General features: G+C 44.9%; 12 protein-coding genes and 1 pseudogene. 8 read left to right on the top strand and 5 right to left on the bottom strand.

The genetic code is table 11. The features are described 5' to 3' along the window. Window positions 1–57: 57 nt before the first annotated feature. Both NSU15_RS25790 and NSU15_RS25785 read right to left on the bottom strand, forming a co-directional pair. Window positions 58–1,875, bottom strand: coding sequence for a DUF6385 domain-containing protein (locus NSU15_RS25790; RefSeq protein ID WP_339288043.1), 1,818 nt, complete (start codon window positions 1,873–1,875; stop codon window positions 58–60). A 155-nt stretch (window positions 1,876–2,030) separates the two neighbouring features. After that, a complete protein-coding gene (locus tag NSU15_RS25785) occupies window positions 2,031–2,186 on the bottom strand; it encodes a hypothetical protein (RefSeq protein ID WP_339288041.1) in 156 nt (51 codons plus the stop codon). Between the two features lie 289 nt (window positions 2,187–2,475). On the opposite strand from NSU15_RS25785, the gene NSU15_RS25780 reads away from it, so the two are divergent. From NSU15_RS25780 to NSU15_RS25765, 4 genes are all read left to right on the top strand, one after another. Then, on the top strand, window positions 2,476–3,012 hold the full coding sequence (locus NSU15_RS25780; RefSeq protein ID WP_339288039.1) for a hypothetical protein: 537 nt from the start codon (window positions 2,476–2,478) through the stop codon (window positions 3,010–3,012). Between the two features lie 17 nt (window positions 3,013–3,029). Then, entirely contained in the window at window positions 3,030–3,611 is a 582-nt protein-coding gene (locus NSU15_RS25775) for a hypothetical protein (RefSeq protein ID WP_042130932.1), read from the top strand. 150 nt (window positions 3,612–3,761) lie between these two features. Then, complete coding sequence (locus tag NSU15_RS25770; RefSeq protein WP_042130931.1) at window positions 3,762–4,427, top strand: alpha/beta fold hydrolase; 666 nt, start codon at window positions 3,762–3,764, stop codon at window positions 4,425–4,427. A 263-nt stretch (window positions 4,428–4,690) separates the two neighbouring features. Continuing rightward, window positions 4,691–7,684, top strand: a complete 2,994-nt coding sequence (locus tag NSU15_RS25765) for an alpha-amylase family glycosyl hydrolase (protein WP_339288038.1) — start codon at window positions 4,691–4,693, stop codon at window positions 7,682–7,684. Window positions 7,685–8,061: 377 nt separating this feature from the next. Here the strand turns inward: NSU15_RS25765 and NSU15_RS25760 are convergent, their stop codons facing one another. Beyond that, window positions 8,062–9,093 carry a LacI family DNA-binding transcriptional regulator gene (locus NSU15_RS25760; protein ID WP_042130929.1) on the bottom strand — a complete coding sequence of 344 codons (1,032 nt, stop codon included), beginning with the start codon at window positions 9,091–9,093 and terminating at the stop codon, window positions 8,062–8,064. Window positions 9,094–9,214: 121 nt separating this feature from the next. Here NSU15_RS25760 and NSU15_RS25755 point away from each other — a divergent pair, with 121 nt between their 5' ends. Beyond that, entirely contained in the window at window positions 9,215–10,915 is a 1,701-nt protein-coding gene (locus NSU15_RS25755) for an alpha-glycosidase (RefSeq protein ID WP_339288037.1), read from the top strand. Window positions 10,916–11,095: 180 nt separating this feature from the next. Here NSU15_RS25755 and NSU15_RS25750 read toward each other — a convergent pair whose 3' ends face one another. Next, window positions 11,096–12,388, bottom strand: a complete 1,293-nt coding sequence (locus NSU15_RS25750) for a M23 family metallopeptidase (RefSeq protein ID WP_249923647.1) — start codon at window positions 12,386–12,388, stop codon at window positions 11,096–11,098. Between the two features lie 66 nt (window positions 12,389–12,454). Between NSU15_RS25750 and lipA the strand changes: the two genes are divergently transcribed. The 3 genes and pseudogenes from lipA to NSU15_RS25735 all read left to right on the top strand — a co-directional run bounded on the left by lipA (window position 12,455) and on the right by NSU15_RS25735 (window position 15,747). Beyond that, window positions 12,455–13,360: a lipoyl synthase gene (lipA, locus tag NSU15_RS25745; RefSeq protein ID WP_076121202.1), complete on the top strand. Its 906-nt coding sequence runs from the start codon at window positions 12,455–12,457 to the stop codon at window positions 13,358–13,360. 299 nt (window positions 13,361–13,659) lie between these two features. After that, window positions 13,660–14,310: a YutD family protein gene (locus NSU15_RS25740; RefSeq protein WP_081390044.1), complete on the top strand. Its 651-nt coding sequence runs from the start codon at window positions 13,660–13,662 to the stop codon at window positions 14,308–14,310. A 289-nt stretch (window positions 14,311–14,599) separates the two neighbouring features. Beyond that, window positions 14,600–15,747 (top strand): annotated as a pseudogene (locus NSU15_RS25735) (IS3 family transposase). A 72-nt stretch (window positions 15,748–15,819) separates the two neighbouring features. Here NSU15_RS25735 and NSU15_RS25730 read toward each other — a convergent pair. Beyond that, window positions 15,820–17,259, bottom strand: a complete 1,440-nt coding sequence (locus tag NSU15_RS25730; protein ID WP_076119520.1) for a S41 family peptidase — start codon at window positions 17,257–17,259, stop codon at window positions 15,820–15,822.

Genomic DNA, 17,259 nt, shown 5'->3' with positions numbered 1-17,259 from the left:
AAAGCACATGGATATCCATGTACTTTTTCTTGTTACAACATATGATGGTCATCTGGATTACGTGCCCTGAGCATTGAAACTTACATTGATCGTGGATGCAGAGCCTGAATTCGCTGATTGGTAGGATAGGCGGGTATATTTCAGGAATCTGGCTGGTACTATGACATCGACAGAACCTGCTGCTAAAGGATTATCTCCCGTTGTATCGACGAAATAATTTGTTCCATCCGCACTGATTTCTACACGTGTGTTGACTGGATTTGCCCCAGTATTATTGATGAAGAAGGAATACGTTCCTAGCACACTCGTAGTAACAGCTGGCAAAGGCGTATAGGTATTAGCAGTCGTAATGCCTGTAGTCGACTGTTCAATAAAGCTGCGTTGTGAAATAGAGGTGACACTACTTAGTGTACCGGCAGTAATCGTAGCGCCAAGCACGCTGGTGATGGTACCGTTGAGGATGTTGGTAACTGTACCTGCGGAGGACAAAGTACCCGCAGTGATCGTAGCGCCGAGCACGCTAGTAATAGTCCCGTTAAGGATGTTGGTAACTGTACCTGCGGAGGATAAAGTACCCGCAGTAATCGTAGCGCCGAGTACGCTGGTGATGGTGCCGTTAAGGATGTTGGTAACTGTACCTGCGGAGGATAAAGTACCCGCAGTAATTGTAGCACCGAGCACGCTGGTGATGGTGCCGTTTAAGATGTTGGTAACTGTACCTGCGGAGGATAAAGTACCTGCTGTTATGGTCGCCCCAAGCACACTAGTGATTGTACCCGCAGTAATTGTAGCACCGAGCACACTGGTGATGGTGCCTTCGAGAATGTTAGTAATTGTACCTGCTGAGGACAAAGTACCGGCAGTGATCGTAGCGCCGAGCACGCTGGTGATGGTGCCGTTTAAGATGTTGGTAACTGTACCTGCGGAGGATAAAGTACCTGCTGTTATGGTCGCCCCAAGCACACTAGTGATTGTACCCGCAGTAATTGTAGCACCGAGCACACTGGTGATGGTGCCTTCGAGAATGTTAGTAATTGTACCTGCTGAGGACAAAGTACCGGCAGTGATCGTAGCGCCGAGCACGCTGGTGATGGTGCCGTTTAAGATGTTAGTAACTGTACCTGCGGAGGATAAAGTACCTGCTGTTATGGTCGCCCCAAGCACACTAGTGATTGTACCCGCAGTAATTGTAGCACCGAGCACGCTGGTGATGGTACCTTCGAGAATGTTAGTAATTGTACCTGCGGAAGACAAAGTACCAGCAGTGATCGTAGCACCGAGCACGCTGGTGATGGTGCCGTTTAAGATGTTGGTAACTGTACCTGCGGAGGATAAAGTACCTGCTGTTATGGTCGCCCCAAGCACACTAGTGATTGTACCCGCAGTAATTGTAGCCCCAAGCACGTTAGTAATAGTGCCCTCAAGGATGTTAGTAACTGTACCTGCGGAGGACAAAGTACCCGCAGTGATCGTAGCACCAAGCACGCTAGTAATGGTCCCGTTAAGAATGTTAGTAACTGTACCTGCGGAGGACAAAGTACCCGCAGTGATCGTAGCACCAAGCACGCTAGTAATGGTCCCGTTAAGAATGTTAGTAACTGTACCTGCGGAGGACAAAGTACCTGCAGTAATTGTGGCTCCGAGCACGCTAGTAATTGTACCGTTAAGAATGTTGGTAACTGTACCTGCGGAGGACAAAGTACCCGCGGTGATCGTAGCGCCAAGCACGCTGGAAATCGTACCATCTAGGATAATCGTTGTTAGATTTCCGCTTGGATCTGTAGTGAGCGGATGATCAATCAGCGAAGCATCCCGTCCGAATATAAGCGTTCGTAGATTATCAGGATTCGCTTGAAAAGAGCTATAGTTAGGCAAAGTTCCTCGTCCCTTCCTTGTAAATGATTAAGTTATACCTAAAGACTGGGCTTGGACGTATACACAATATTGCTTGCCAATACCCTTTGAATTTAGCGTGGAGGCGGAGATTCGAGTTATTACTTTAAGAATCGATTCAGCACTAGCGCTCTCAATTATTTTGAAGCCATAGTCTCTTCTAAATCTATAAAACAATTAAAACGATTCGGGCGGTTCTTCAGACGGACACTAGCAGGGTGATCTCCCTGATTCTTAACTGCATAAGAGATCATCGTTTTAGTTCCGTCTTTTTCTATTTTATTTTGCTGCACTTTTTAAGCTCCGGGCTGTTATGGACTTCATTTCACCTCCAACGGGTATCCTGGAACTCTATCCATAAAAAGGCCCAAACCGTCGTTTGAGCCTTGAGCCTAAAAAACGCAGCCCAATAAGCCGCAAACCGATAGGGACAATCCTTAGCCATTCGAATGGTGTGATATTAATATATGGTGGGAAATAGGGGGTGATTGGGCTGGAAAAGCAAAAAAACGCACATTCCCACAACCTGTTACAGAGAGCGGCATAAAATGAGAGTAAGCTTAAGTACGGGGAGGATATCTCATGCCGAACGACTCAGTATTCAATCAGAGCAGCCAGCCGCTTTTTACAGAACAAGTCAACACGTATGTCGCACCTGGTATAGATTCAGCTCCTGAGGGTGGAGCAGCTAAAGCAAGGTTATTGTTTGGAATCCCATTTACTTCTACAGTAACAACGGCGGCGCCGTTAGTTATTCAGATTAGTAATCCGGGAGGAAGCGGACGCACATTGTATGTATCACGTGTTACTGCTAGCTCAGCGACGGCGGCTGTTACTTTATCACTACTTCGGAACGCTACGGTCACCGGAACTACCGTCACGCCGATTAATTATAATTTTGGCAGTGCGTTAACTAGTGTTATGACTGCTAGAACCTCAGCTGCTGCGCCTACTGGAAGTCCGGCCACGCTAGTATCTCTATTGCTCGCGGTCGGTCCGGTCATTGTTGATTTTACAGGACAAATTGTTGTTCCTCCCGGAAATTCCATCACTACATCCATAACGATTGCATCGGGGTCTTCAGCAGCGACGACATCTATCAGCTGGTGGGAATATTAGAACAGGAGGGGATAATTATGCCGAATCAATTTGTATTTAATGACAACGATCAACCTCTTTTTGTGGATATGGTGAATACCTTCCAATCTCCAGACATTAGCGCACCGCCTGAAATAAGCGCTTCGCAGGCTGCCGTCTTGTATTCTACCAACGCCTCCGCTTCAAGCTTGGTCGTGCTTAGTCTTATTTCCGCAATCACCTCTATTCGGATTAGTAATGCTGTCGGCAGTGGGAAAACTGTTTATATCTCACGTATAAGCGGCAGTATCGGCGGTTCTTCTCTGCTATCGGCAATGTCGGGAAGCTTTACAATTGTAAAAGGAGGAACGGTAACTTCCCCTACAACCTTGACGCCAACGAATAATAATTTGGGCAGCGTAGCCACGAGTGCCATGACCGTTCAGTCTTCCACGGCAGCTATTAGCGGGGGGACGACGCTTTTCAATTATCAATTGGCACCGGGGGCGTTTACACAGAACTTTACTGGTAGCATCATTGTTCCACCGGGGACTGCTATTTGTGCTAACGTAACCTCATCCAGCTCCGCTGTAGGTTTAACGATTACCTCAGTGCTGGGTCTTCTTTGGTGGGAACAATAGAGTTCTTGCTTTGAGCCTTTGACAGAGCTGAACCTTGACATCACTAGGTTAAGGTTTTACATAAATGTATGGAATGTATAGAAAATTAAGGGGATTGGCATTATACAATAAAACTGTAAGTCAGATTGGAATGTGAAAAGAGGGACAATTATGGAAAGTTGTTTATTTATTCATGGCTTTACCGGAGGTGAGCATGAAATCTCTCCCTTGTCCCAGTTTATGGAGCAGCATAATTACCGTTCCAGAACATTTACCCTGAAAGGGCATGGAGGGAGCAGGAATGATCTTCTGCATTCAGATCGACATGATTGGCAGCAGAGTGCTGAAGATGAATTGACAGAGCTGCTAAAGACGGATGAGGGTGTTCATCTGATCGGATTTTCAACCGGTGCGCTTATTGCTTCTCATCTTTCTGTACGGTATAAACCCTGGATCAAATCTCTTACTTTATTGTCCACTCCCGTATTTCCACTCAATCCCGTGGAGATCCTTAAGACTCTTGCGAGCTTTTCCATGCTAAAAACGTATATTAATAAATTCACTTCAACGCCCCCAAAGGCGACGAGAGAGTTTCAACGACTGGTCCGAGAGAGTTTTTCAATCTATCCGCATATTGAGACTCCAACTCTAATTGTACAGGGAAAACGAGATCATCTGGTGAAGACTAGAAGCGCAGACTATTTGCAGCATACAATTCCTACCACTCAAAAACAGGTACTGATGGTGGATAACAGTGGTCATATGGTTTGCCATTGTGAAGATAAAGACCGAATCATGAATGAAGTACTACATTTTATACAAAGTGTGGGAAGCTGAGCATAAAAGTTGAATAATTAATCCTAAAGAGCCCCGATTAAGGAGGCTCTTTTTCTTGTGAAGTTTAAATTTTTATAGCTTGACAACGTATTCACAATCATGGTAATTTTTAGTTGGGAAACCGGTTTCCCTAAAATTATTTGTTTTTTGTGTTAAAGACGTTAAAAACATTAGAGACATCACTGGGCGGGCTTGGTTTTAATCAAGGTTGTAGGTTTTAGAGTGTTATGAATACGCTTTAATAAGAAAGGGAGATGCACGCAATGAAACGTAGGTTATGGTATGTACCCGTTCTAATTACATCTATTCTTCTTTCTACCGTGATTAACTTGTTTGTCTTAACACCGCAAAAGGCTGAAGCGGCCAGCATCGGCACAATTAATGAGAATGACACGATTTATCAGATTATGGTTGACCGATTTAATGATGGAGACACATCCAACAATGCTACTGGTGCGGCAATTCGCTATGGAGAAAACTCTGAGGAAGATTTCCGTTATATGAAAGGCGGAGACTGGCAGGGGATTATCGACAAGCTATCATATATTAAAAATATGGGTTATACCGCGATCTGGATTTCCCCAGTGGCTGAGCCACAGATGACTAATCGGGAAAACAACGGTACCGGTAAAAATACAGCCTATCACGGATACAACGTTAAGAACCCTAACGCTGCCAATCCGTACTTCGGTACTAAGGAGAAGCTGAAGGAGCTTGTGGATTCTGCACATGCGCTTGGCATCAAAGTGGTAATTGACGTTGTGCCAAACCACGTAGGCGATTATATGCTTGGTACCCAAGCCTATTATGATATTCCATCATTGCAGCCAGTGGCTCCGTTCAATAATCCAGCATGGTACCACCATAATGGAGATATTAACTGGTCTCTAGCGGATGGGAGATATGATCAGTGGGCACAGGATTACTTAGAGAATCATGATTTGGGCGGGTTAGATGACATTGATTTCGATGTTCCTGCGGCTAAGCAGGCGATATTCGATTCAATCAAAGGCTGGTTTGATTATACGGGCGCTGACGGTGCGCGTGTGGATGCTGCCAAGCTGATGAAGCCAACAGATATTGGTGAACTACAAAATTATCTGGGCGTTAATACCTTTGGCGAGAATTTCGACGGAAATGCCGAATTTGTCTCACGTTGGGTCGGAAACAACAAGGAATGGGGCATGCTCGATTTCCCAATGTTCTTCTCCGTGCTTAACAGCTTTGCTTATGGACAGTCTTTTGAGTCCAATATCAAAAGCACCTTGGCACAGGATTCCTACTACAACGGGAATGCCAATCACATGGTAACCTTTATCGACAATCATGACCGCAATCGCTTTCTAACGGAAGCCGGTGGAAGCGTTGATAAGCTGCAGAACGCTTTAACCTTTATTTTTACAGTTCGTGGAACACCGGTTGTCTTCCAAGGAACAGAGCAGAACAAAGGCAATGGCAACAGTCAGATTATGACGGGTGGTATTGCTGATACTTGGAACCGCTGGTCTATGGTGAAACGGGATGCAAGCGGAAACGTGATTGAGAACTATTTTAATGAAAATGCCAGCACCTACAAGCACGTAGCCAAACTTAATGAGATTCGTAAAAATAACCCAGCACTACGTACAGGTACACAACGTGAAATGTGGGCTGCACAGAACTTATATGCCTTCTCACGCCGCATCGACACTGGAACGAATCAAGGCCAAGAAGCAATCTCCGTATTCAGTAATCAATCAAACGGTTCGCAAACAGTAACTATTCCATTGCGCGCTGAGAGCTCATTAACCGTAGGTACAGTTTTATATAACCAATTGAATACTGCAGATACAGTGACTGTACAATCAGGCGGAGTAACTGGAAAGCAAATTACTGTAACTGTAGGTGCGAATTCAGCCAAAATCTATGCGAAACAACAACAACCATCAGAAACAGTTCCTCCAACTACTCCAACCAACGTAACCGCAACGGTTCAGAATGCATCTAGCGCTTTGATCAGCTGGACAGCTTCTACCGATAATGTGGGCGTAACTGGATATGAAGTTTATCGTAACGGTGTCAAGGTAGGCACAACGGCAACTACTTCCTATACGGATAATGGTTTATCCGCTAGCACTACCTATAACTACACGGTAAAAGCATTTGATGCCGCAGGCAATCTATCTCTTCTTAGTGCGATTGCGTCTATTACAACACCGGCAGGGAACAGTGTCACGATTTACTATAAGCAAGGTTATACCTCGCCTTATATTCATTATCGCCCAGTAGGAGGTACATGGACGACATCTCCGGGTGTGGCTATACCTGTATCTGATGTAGCCGGATACAACAAAATAACGATTAATATCGGCTCCGCCAGCCAGCTTGAAGCATGCTTTAACAACGGCAGTGGCACATGGGACAGTAACGGGGGCAGCAACTATCTATTCGGTACAGGAACATGGACTTATACGCCGACTGGAAGTATCACGTCGGGTGGACCAGTAACGCCGACACCAACACCAACGCCAACACCAACGGTAACACCGACACCAACACCAACACCAACACCGACACCAACGGTAACACCAACACCAACACCAACGGTAACACCAACACCAACAGTGACACCAACGCCGACACCGACAGTCACTCCAACGCCAACGGCAACACCGACTGGTAACACCGCAACGATCTATTATAAGAATACGGCATATAGCAGCTCGTACATTCATTACAAGCTAGATGGAGCGACAGTCTGGACGACGGCACCTGGTGAACAGCTTCAAGCTTCTTCTTTCCCAGGATACAAGTCGATCACAATTCAGCTAGGCACTGCAGCGGGACTGACCGCAGCCTTTAATAATGGCAGTGGTACATGGGATAACAATGGCAGCAGTAATTATCATTTTGCTGCTGGAACCTGGAGTCTGGTGAACGGAAGTATCAGCGCAGGGGAACCTCAAGCAGACAGTGTGACGTTCCGTGTAAATGTTCCAGCGTCTACTCCGGCGAGCGGACCTGTGTATCTCACCGGTACCTTCAACAGCTGGAATGCGGCGGATCCAGCTTATCAACTGACCAAAGGTAGTGATGGGGTATACTCCATCACGCTGAGCTTGCCAGCAGGAACAGCGGTGCAATATAAGTTTACGCGGGGCGCTTGGACTAATGTGGAGGTGAACTCGAACGGCTCGGACATTTCCAATCGAGCGCTTACTCCTGCAGGCGGCGCACAAACAGTGAATCTAACCGTGCAGCGTTGGAAAGATCTATAAGTTGCTAGTCAGCTGAATCATAATACCTTTCACAAGCTAAGGAGCGGCCCCTCACGGGAGCCGCTCCTTAGTAAGCAGATGAAGCTCTTTCATTGCAAATAGTGCAATAGAATCTCTCTATTAGAACTGGAAGAATGAATCTACTGCACTATGTGCAATAGAATTCAGGTGGATCGCTGTTTTTAGATGATTTACTGAGAGTTGACTGCACATAGTGCAATAGAATTGAATCTGATCCGTTTTACAACGAATTCTATTGCATCAAATGCAATCAACCGTATTCAAGTCCCATTAAATTCAATTGAATTGCATTAAGTTCCGGTGATTCGGTCTCGAACGAGTTCAATCCATCGATTCATTCTCTCTAAGCAGAATAATTACGAAGTACCTCCAGAGAATTTGATTCTCATCGTTGATTCACGAGGGATTAGTTCTGGCTCTAGTAGCGAATGCTTGTGGGGCATATCATTGCTCCGAATGCGCTCCATCAGCAGCTGGCCTGAAGATACACCCAGCTTGAACGTATCAATATTAAGGGAAGTTAAAGGAGGTGTTGTATAACGGGAGAGCGGATATTCATCGAAAGCGGCGATGCCGAGTTCTGATGGAACATCAATTCCGAGTGCTTTTGCGGCTTGAAGCACCCCAAAGGCTACATAGCTGTTCATACACACTACAGAGTCTGGCCGTTCCTCACGCTGCAGAAGCTCAAGCGCAGCATGATAGCTGTCATGTTCATCAGCCTTGCAGTTGATGATCCATTTCTGGTGAACGGTAAGGTCTGTCTGCTGTAACGCTCTTAAGTATCCACCTAGGCGATGGGTATAAATTTTTTCCTGCTGCTGTCCGCCTATGAAGGCTATTTTTGAATAACCCTGTTCTACGAGATGCTCCGTCAGCATGCTGCCGCCTGCTTCATTATCAAAATCAACCCAGCTTCCGGGGGCTATAATCTCTCCAATGGAGATGTAAGGAAACTCCAGTCGATTCAGTTCTTCAGATAGTGCTTCTGTCAGTACAGAATTGTTGGCAATAATTCCGTCGACACGTTTACTAAACACAAGCCTATTTAGAAAATGGCCTTCTGGACTGCTATGTTGCACGTTGGAAATGGTCAGCTCGTATTTTAAAGGTGCAATTACGCTCTCGATTCCACCAATAATGTTGTAAAAAAATTGGTTTAGAAACTCACTTTCTTTAGACATATCGACCAGTAGGCCAATATTATAGCTGCTTTGTCTGGCTAATCCAGTAGCGATACTGCTAGGTGTGTAGTTCATTTGCTTCATAATCTCTCGTACCTTGTGTTTCGTTTCCTGTGATATTTTCGGGGAATCATTTAGTACTTTAGATACAGTCGATTTGGCCACATTGGCTGCTTTGGCAATATCAGAGATTGTTACTTTCATCGTCGTCCCTCATAACTTGAAAACGGTATTTGTAACCATAATAACACAAATTTAGCAGTCTCTCTAATGATGAATGAACCGATAGATAGAACGATAAAAGTATAGAAGGAGTTTATAAGTTATGCCTCAATCATGGTTTATATATCATACAAGTGAAGATCCATTTGCCTACCCTGTAGGTACAGGGACCCTTAAGCTCAGATTATTTACGCAAGCTGGACAGCAATTATCCTGTACCGTAATCCACTCGGATCGTTATGATTCTCCGGGACAAGAAGTTCCTTTGCAGATGGAGCGGATTGGGTCGGCTGGTATTTATGATATTCATGAAGCAATAATTCACACTAGCACTAGAAGATGCAGATATCTATTTCATATAGCGAATGCAGCAGGGCAGTATGTTTGGTATGGAGAGAGGGGGGCGTCGGAGAATCGGGAGCGTGCAGGCTCTTTTCAATATGCATACCTTCACCGTTCTGAGGCTTTGAAGTTACCTTCATGGAGTAAGGATGCGGTGACCTATCAAATTTATCCTAATAGCTATAATGGTGGAACTCTAAAGGGCATTTCGGACAAAATACCCTATCTGCAGCAACTTGGTGTAAATACTATTTACATGACGCCTGTATTTGAGTCTCCTTCAGAGCATAAATATAACACCTCTGACTACTATAAAATCGACCCTGCATTTGGGGATACAGACGGATTAAAGGCGCTGGTCAGTGAGGCGCATCGTCATGGAATTAAGGTCATTCTAGATGCTGTGTTTAATCACTCGGGAGATCAATTTTTTGCTTTTAAGGATGTAATGGAAAAAGGCGAGCAGTCCCTGTATAAAGACTGGTTCTTTATTCGTTCCTATCCAGTTGTACAGACGCCCGCACCGAATTATGAGACATTCGCCAAAGCTGAAGCGCATATGCCAAAGCTGAATATGGATCATCCCGAGACGGCTGATTATATGATTAATGTTGCTAAGTATTGGATTCGTGAAACAGAGATCGACGGCTGGCGTTTAGATGTAGCGAACGAGGTCAACCCGGCTTTTTGGTCTCGCTTCCGGCAAGAGCTCAAGTCTGAATATCCTGAAATCCTACTCATCGGAGAGATCATGCATGCTTCTGGGCCTTGGCTTAGAGGAGATCAATTTGATGGTGGCATGAATTATGTTCTTCGGGATGCCGTGCTTGAATTTTTTGCAGAGCAGACAACGGGGCCAGATCGCTTTATGGAGCAATTACTCCATCAGGAGGCGTTGTATAATGACCAGGCGAATTCAGCTATGTTTCAGTTGCTTGGCAGTCATGATACGCTTCGCTTTCTTACAGCATGTAAGGAAGGAGGACGTGGCTGGGATCGGGTGGGTACCGCAATTCAACGAATGAGGTTGGCAGTTTTTTTTCAGATGACCTATATCGGTATTCCGATGATCTATTATGGGGATGAGGTTGGAATGGAAGGAGCTACGGACCCTCACTGTAGAAAAGCTATGGTATGGCAAGAGCAAACTCAGGATACAGCGCTGCTGAAGTGGTATCAAGAACTGATTTTTTTAAGAAAAAGCTGTGATATTCTAAGAAGAGGCACGTTCCGTCCTTGGTTCACAGATGAAGTCCGTAATGTCCTCGGTTATATCCGGGGTGTGGGTCAAGAGAAAATAGGGTTAATTATCAATAATTCTCCGAATGCGTTTGAGCTTGAGCTTAGTGCATATCGTTCGGATAAAAATGTGTTAACAGATCTATTGTCTGGAGCTACTTTTAAAAATACTAACAAGCTTACAGTGAGTATTGAACCGTTTGGCTGTTTAATGTTGTATTAAAATAGTATAAGGCCTCTTCAAAAGAAGGGGCCTTATTGTTCATTAAGAAACGGATGTCACCTCAAAAGGATGTCGAAGCCGTTTCTATATAAAAATATAAGAAAGTATAAGCTTCACGCTATACATTATCCTTATATTTCTCGCATAAACGCCAACCGTCCTTTAGGGATGCTGAAGGCGTTATTCCTTGTGTGTGGCACTTTTTTTATTTTTGTTCTTTAGGTCTCTATACTCCTGATTTTCCCATTGTTTTAACAACGGAAAAGGGTCAAAAGCCCATTCAGTAATCCCACGGTCACGGTAGATACCAAAATGTAGATGTGGCGGGAATTTCCCTTGTGTTCCTGGATTACCGTAGCCTGAGCTGCCTACCCAGCCAATGATTTCCCCCGGTGAGACAATATCTCCACGTGAAATGGATTTGTTGTATCCGGATAAGTGAGCGTAATAATGGTAACGATTTTCGATATCGCGAATTCCAATTCGCCAGCCACCATAGCGGTTCCAGCCTTTAGTTTCCACTAAGCCAAAGCAGGTGCTGCGTACCGGCATGCCTTGTGGTGCAAAGAGGTCAGTCCCTTCGTGGATACGTGCTCCCCCCCAGCTTCTGCCAGTTCCCCAAGTGCTGCGGTAAGAATAGGAATTACTTAGGGGAAGCGGAAAAGCATTACCTGACAGGTCAAGCCGCCCAAAATGTTCATAGAGCTTGGCGAACTGAGCTATGCGCTGAGAGGCACGGCCATTGTGATAATACTCCCAAATACCGATACTGAAATCATTAGCTGAATCACCATATTTCTGTAAGTGTTTAGCCATACTATATAGAACATCAGCATCATTCTTAGGATCAGCGATTCCGTCTCCTGAGCCATCACGGCCAAAGCCGTTAAAGAAGGTGATGGATTCCGGGGAAGTATCCTCTTGATCCGGGTTGAGTGGGCCGGACCATACGGGTGCTGGAATCATGATTCCTGTAAGACGGTTAGTGACGGGCTTGTCCGAGGACCCTTTTTTGGCGATGGTGCGTTCATATTGATCAATGGCGGCGAATCTAAACCAAGGGATTCCAGTGGCTGCACTCATTTGATCATAAATCCCTCTACGTGCAGTCCATATGGATTCCTTGCTAGCATTAACGGGATCGCCGCTGCTTTCCACCGGTTGGACTGTAGCCTGTACTGCAGCTGCCGGAACGGGAAGGCCTAAACCACCCCAAAGGATAGCGGCCGCGGACAGACACAACATCGTTCTCCGGTTATTAGTATTCTTAAATAGGGCCAGCAAGATAACAGCCTCCTTTTGTCCGGGCGTAGAATTGAATGTAGGCACTTCGGATAAAGCTTTTATTATAGATTGAAGCAAAAAGCTATTTTTTATCCGTTCTTGTCTAAAGGTACCAGTAAATTCTCTACCGGAATCGAAGTTGGCATGCCCTGCATATTTCACAAAAACAGGCAATTGTAAAGCGCACATGGTATAATATGAGGCAGCATCTTTCATCTGCAGCATCACATTCAGGAGGAAGCGGGGTTTATTATTTTGACGAACAAAACAGCAAAGCAGCCTAAGCCGGATTGGATTAGAATCAAGCTAACTACCGGTGATAACTATCAGGAAATCAAGAGCATGATGCGTTCTAAAACTTTACATACCGTATGTGAAGAAGCTAGATGTCCGAACATTTATGAATGCTGGGCCAATCGAACGGCTACCTTTATGATTCTTGGTGATATATGTACTCGCGCATGCCGTTTCTGCGCTGTGAATACAGGGCTGCCGACAGAGCTGGACCTTCAGGAGCCTGAACGTGTAGCAGAAGCTGCAGAGGGAATGAACCTTCGCCATTGCGTGGTGACCAGTGTAGCCCGTGATGATCTTGCGGATGGTGGCGCCCAGATTTTTGCTGAAACGGTAGCGGCAATTCGTAAACGCCTTCCGTTATGTAGTGTTGAAGTATTGATTCCAGATTTCCTGGGAGAACGAAATAGTCTAGAGATTGTCATGAACAGTAATCCAGACATTCTTAACCATAATATTGAGACGGTGGAACGGATGTCAGACCGTGTGCGGGCTAAAGCGAAGTATCGCCGTTCGTTGGAGCTACTGCGTAGAGCCAAGGAGATGAAGCCGGACATTCCTACCAAATCAAGCATTATGCTTGGAGTCGGTGAAGAGTGGGATGAAATTTTACAAGCAATGGATGATTTACGAGCCGTAAATTGTGATATATTGACTTTAGGACAATACTTACAGCCTTCTCCAAAGCATTTGAATGTGGAGAAATATTATCCACCGGAGGAATTCGCACTGCTCAAGGAAGAGGGACTAAAGCGTGGCTTCAGCCATGTGGAATCAGCCCCGCTTGTTCGCAGCTCTTATCGTGCACATGAGCAGGTGAAATCTGCTGCTCAAGCTCGTGAGGAGCGCGCGGTTTCTTCTAGCTAATTTTTCGGAAATAGTGACATTGTCTCAAACAGGTATTGTTAAGGAGAGGGTTGAAGGAGCGATAGCGATCTGAAACACTCAACCCTTAGGTTACACATAAAAACCGTTGATTTGAGTCATGGAGAGAAATGTTGGAGCTGTAGGAGCATTAGCGCCCGCCTTTGTCCCGGGATTTCCACCGCGATGAGCGGTTATAATCCAGAAATCTGGGGACAACAGCGGCCGAAAGCCCAATATTTCTCAGAAATGACGGCATAATCAACGTAAAGACCCCCAAAGAAAGGCAGGCGGCAAAAGGTTTGATCGTTATAGGCGGAAAAGGCTACGAACTTATGTTAGATCATAAGGATGGTTGGAATCCGGAGGCGTTTCGCGGAAGATATAGCGAAGTGCTGGAAAGATACGACTATATTATTGGTGACTGGGGTTACAGTCAGCTACGCTTGAAAGGCTTTTACCGAGATAACCACCCTAAGGTGAATCGGGATACAGCGATTTCTGGCATGGTCGATTATATTAATGAATATTGCAATTTTGGCTGCGCATATTTTGTGTTGCATAAATTAAAAGAGGTACCACAAGAAGGCATGTTCAAGGATATTCTAATCAAAGAAATACCAGAACCGAGTGAGGAAGAAGATTCGGAGTTAGAAGCTGAGGATCATGATGGAGCGGCTATAGATAAAGAGTTCTCCTCTAAAGAAACGTCATCTAAGCCAGCTTCGAATTCATCTGCTGCATTTAAAGAGATGACTTCTGCTAAGGAAAGACCTTTAAGAGAACATCAAAGCCGAAATCACCGGGGTAAGGATTCGCAGGGGAAAAAGTCCAAAAAGGAATTTCAAAGCAGACCACCACAAGGTCAATCCCAAAAGCCCCAAAATACACAAAACACACAGAAGCCTCAAAATAACCAAAATGCACAAAACGTAGAGAATCCAGAATCTTAAAGATGAAAGCTGACCATAAGTAGAGAACTTCTACGAGTGAGACAGCTTTTTTCTAAATATAGGGATAATCTACAAGTTTCCACTATACATTATCCTTTTATTTCTCACATAAACGACTACCGTCCTTTGGGACGCCGAAGGCGTTTTTTGCATTTTTGAAATGGATATTGTAAAAAAATAAAGGCAGCAACCCTCCATCTCTGGAGTGGTATTATCCCCTCATGGTTGACAGTGAAAAAAGAGCACATGGTATCATGTGTTTAACACAGTCGACCGGAGGGGATTTTTCATGGCTAAAAAAGGGCAGACGTTTACGAAGTATTCAGAAGAGTTGAAGAAAGAGGCGGTTCGTCTTCACTTAGAGGAACATATGAGCTATTCACAGATTCTAGAAAAACTCGACATCAAGAGCGATGCTCAGTTGGTGAGATGGATACGTAAGTTTAAAAGTGGGGAGTCCTTTGAGGACCGACGCGGTAAAGGTGGAAGGAAACATTTTGACAGTAAAGACGAAGAAATTGCGTATTTGAAGGCACAGGTCGAATACTTAAAAAAGCTCAATCCCAATCTACATGGGGAGGGAAGTTGGATACAAATATCCGGTGCCAATCCATTCAAGAAATGAGCAAGCGATACCCGATTGTTTGGCTGTGCAAACTGGCTGAATTGTCCCGGGCTGCATACTACAAATGGAAAAAGACCTCTGACCTGCGGGAAGAACGCCAAGAGAAGGATGCGAACCTTAAGGAACATATCTTAGCCATTCATCGGCTACGTCCTGCCTATGGCTATAAGCGAATGCGTACAGCGCTTCGCAAAGAGGGATTCCCCGTAAACCATAAGAAAGTTCGCAGGTTGATGAGAGAGCTAGGCATCCAATCGGTGATTCGCAAGAAACGCCCGTTTGCCGGACGTAAGCCTTCTGTCTTATTTCCAAACGTACTCAACCAGGAATTCACAGCCCACGCTCTTCAGCAAAAGTTAGTCACGGATATTACCTATATCCGTACAGGCCACGAATTTGTCTACTTATCTGTAGTGATGGATCTATACAATAACGAGGTTGTGGCTTGGAGAATCTCTGTCCGTAATGACTTAAAGCTTGTGATAGATACTGTGAAATCTCTCCAAGACTCAAAGGCTCTCCTACACTCTGACCAGGGCTTTCAGTACACGACTCGGACGTATGCCCAGGTTTTAGAGGACAAGGGTTTGGTCGGTAGCCACTCTCGCCGGGGGAACTGTTATGACAATGCTTGTATAGAGTCATTTTTTTCTCACCTGAAGACCGAGAAATTGTATTTGGAGAAGCCCAAGAATTTAGAAAATGCTGAACATTTGGTTAGGGAATACATTCTTTATTACAACAAGGAACGTTTCCAAAAAAAACTCGGCGACCTGTCTCCGGAAGAGTACCGGAACCAGATCGCCGCTTAGAAGGCTTCTTTTTTACTGTCTACTTGACGGGGCTATGACCAGAGAATTGCTGCCTTTTCATATCGTTATGGATTATTTTACAGATAATTTCAATTGCTTCTGTGTAGCATTGTAACTCCACACGAGTGCGGGGAACTTCTTCTTAAAGGCATTTAATTCAATGTAGGTCTCACCATTCTGGGATAGCGCCTCTTTGGAGGAAATCGTAAAGCCAGTGGAATTGCCTGCTCCGCTCTTTACGATGACCTTTTTATTCTTGGCATCCCATGTGACCTCACCCTCGATAAGTGCAGCCAGCACAAGCGAAGAAGCATAAGTTTTATCGCCCTGCTTCACAAGACCGACATTACCAGCAAAAGGAACGCCATTGATATTTAAGATGTGATGATCTCCGGTGACTTCTAAAGTCTTCATTCCAGCAATCTGCAGGGCGGTAATCAGCTGTGCCGTTTTGCCTTTAACCTCAATATCCGGTGTAAGACCGATATGATTAAAGTCTTCTTTCTTAGGGGTCAGATATTTCTGCGTGGTTAATTTCAGCATGTCGCCATTAGACACCTTAATTAGGCTTTGAATACGCGCTTTGCCGTAAGAACGAGTGCCTACGACAGTTGCCAGCTTGTTGTCACGCAGTGCCCCCGTAAGAGCTTCAGATGCACTTGCAGTATATTCGTTGGTCAGAATTACGACGGGTACACCGATTTTGCTGCCACTAGTAATCGTTACAGGAGTTAACGCGCCACTTTGGTCAGAGGTATACATCATAATGCCTTTATCCATAAAGCTAGAGGCAATGTTGTATGCCGAATCCATATAGCCACCCAAGTTATCACGTAAATCTAACACCATGGATTTCATTCCTGCTGCACGCATCTTCTTCAGCATAGCAGCGAATTCTTCATCAGAGTTCTGGGTGAAACCACTGAGCGAAATATAAGCAATCTTCGGTCCAATGAGGGTTCCAAAAACGGAAGTCGAATTTAATTCATTTCGGGTGACAACATAATTTTTAGAGACGCCATTTCTAAGAATGAATAGGGTGACCTTGGTGCCTGCGGCTCCACTGAGTTCGGTATCATCCGTTTCGTCAACGGGGATTCCGTTAATTTTGAGAATCGTATCTCCACGTTTCAAGCCTGCCTTTTCTGCAGGCGAACCTGGAGAAATTTCTTCAATGTAGAGTTCTGTCGGCGTATATTGTAATTTAACCCCGATGCCAACGTATTCGAGATCAACCGCATGTTCAAATTGCGCCGCTTCCTCCGAATTGAAATATTGGCTGTATGGATCGTCCAGTGTGTTCACCATGCCGTCAATGGCTCCGCGAATCAAAGTATTCTTATCTACATCTGAAAGGTTATAGTTCTCTAATAGCTTCATTACTTCATTAATAAGATCACTGTTGTCTGTAGAAGCCTGAACGGCATCTGCAGCAGAGGCTACAGGAGCAAATGTAATAGATAAAGCCAGACAGCTGGTTAACAGTGCGCTTATTACTTTTTTCGATTTCAT

Origin of the sequence: Paenibacillus sp. FSL E2-0201 (assembly GCF_037963325.1) — a bacterium.
Lineage (GTDB): Bacteria > Bacillota > Bacilli > Paenibacillales > Paenibacillaceae > Paenibacillus_AQ.
This window is presented reverse-complemented; position numbering and strand designations above follow the sequence as displayed.

What these genes read in the sequence shown, in the direction of transcription:
- NSU15_RS25780 (WP_339288039.1), top strand. Translation starts at nt 2,476, where the DNA reads ATGCCGAACGACTCAGTATTCAATCAGAGCAGCCAGCCGCTTTTTACA.
- NSU15_RS25775 (WP_042130932.1), top strand. Translation starts at nt 3,030, where the DNA reads ATGCCGAATCAATTTGTATTTAATGACAACGATCAACCTCTTTTTGTG.
- NSU15_RS25770 (WP_042130931.1), top strand. Translation starts at nt 3,762, where the DNA reads ATGGAAAGTTGTTTATTTATTCATGGCTTTACCGGAGGTGAGCATGAA.
- NSU15_RS25765 (WP_339288038.1), top strand. Translation starts at nt 4,691, where the DNA reads ATGAAACGTAGGTTATGGTATGTACCCGTTCTAATTACATCTATTCTT.
- NSU15_RS25760 (WP_042130929.1), bottom strand. Translation starts at nt 9,093, where the DNA reads ATGAAAGTAACAATCTCTGATATTGCCAAAGCAGCCAATGTGGCCAAA.
- NSU15_RS25755 (WP_339288037.1), top strand. Translation starts at nt 9,215, where the DNA reads ATGCCTCAATCATGGTTTATATATCATACAAGTGAAGATCCATTTGCC.
- NSU15_RS25750 (WP_249923647.1), bottom strand. Translation starts at nt 12,388, where the DNA reads ATGTGCGCTTTACAATTGCCTGTTTTTGTGAAATATGCAGGGCATGCC.
- NSU15_RS25730 (WP_076119520.1), bottom strand. Translation starts at nt 17,259, where the DNA reads ATGAAATCGAAAAAAGTAATAAGCGCACTGTTAACCAGCTGTCTGGCT.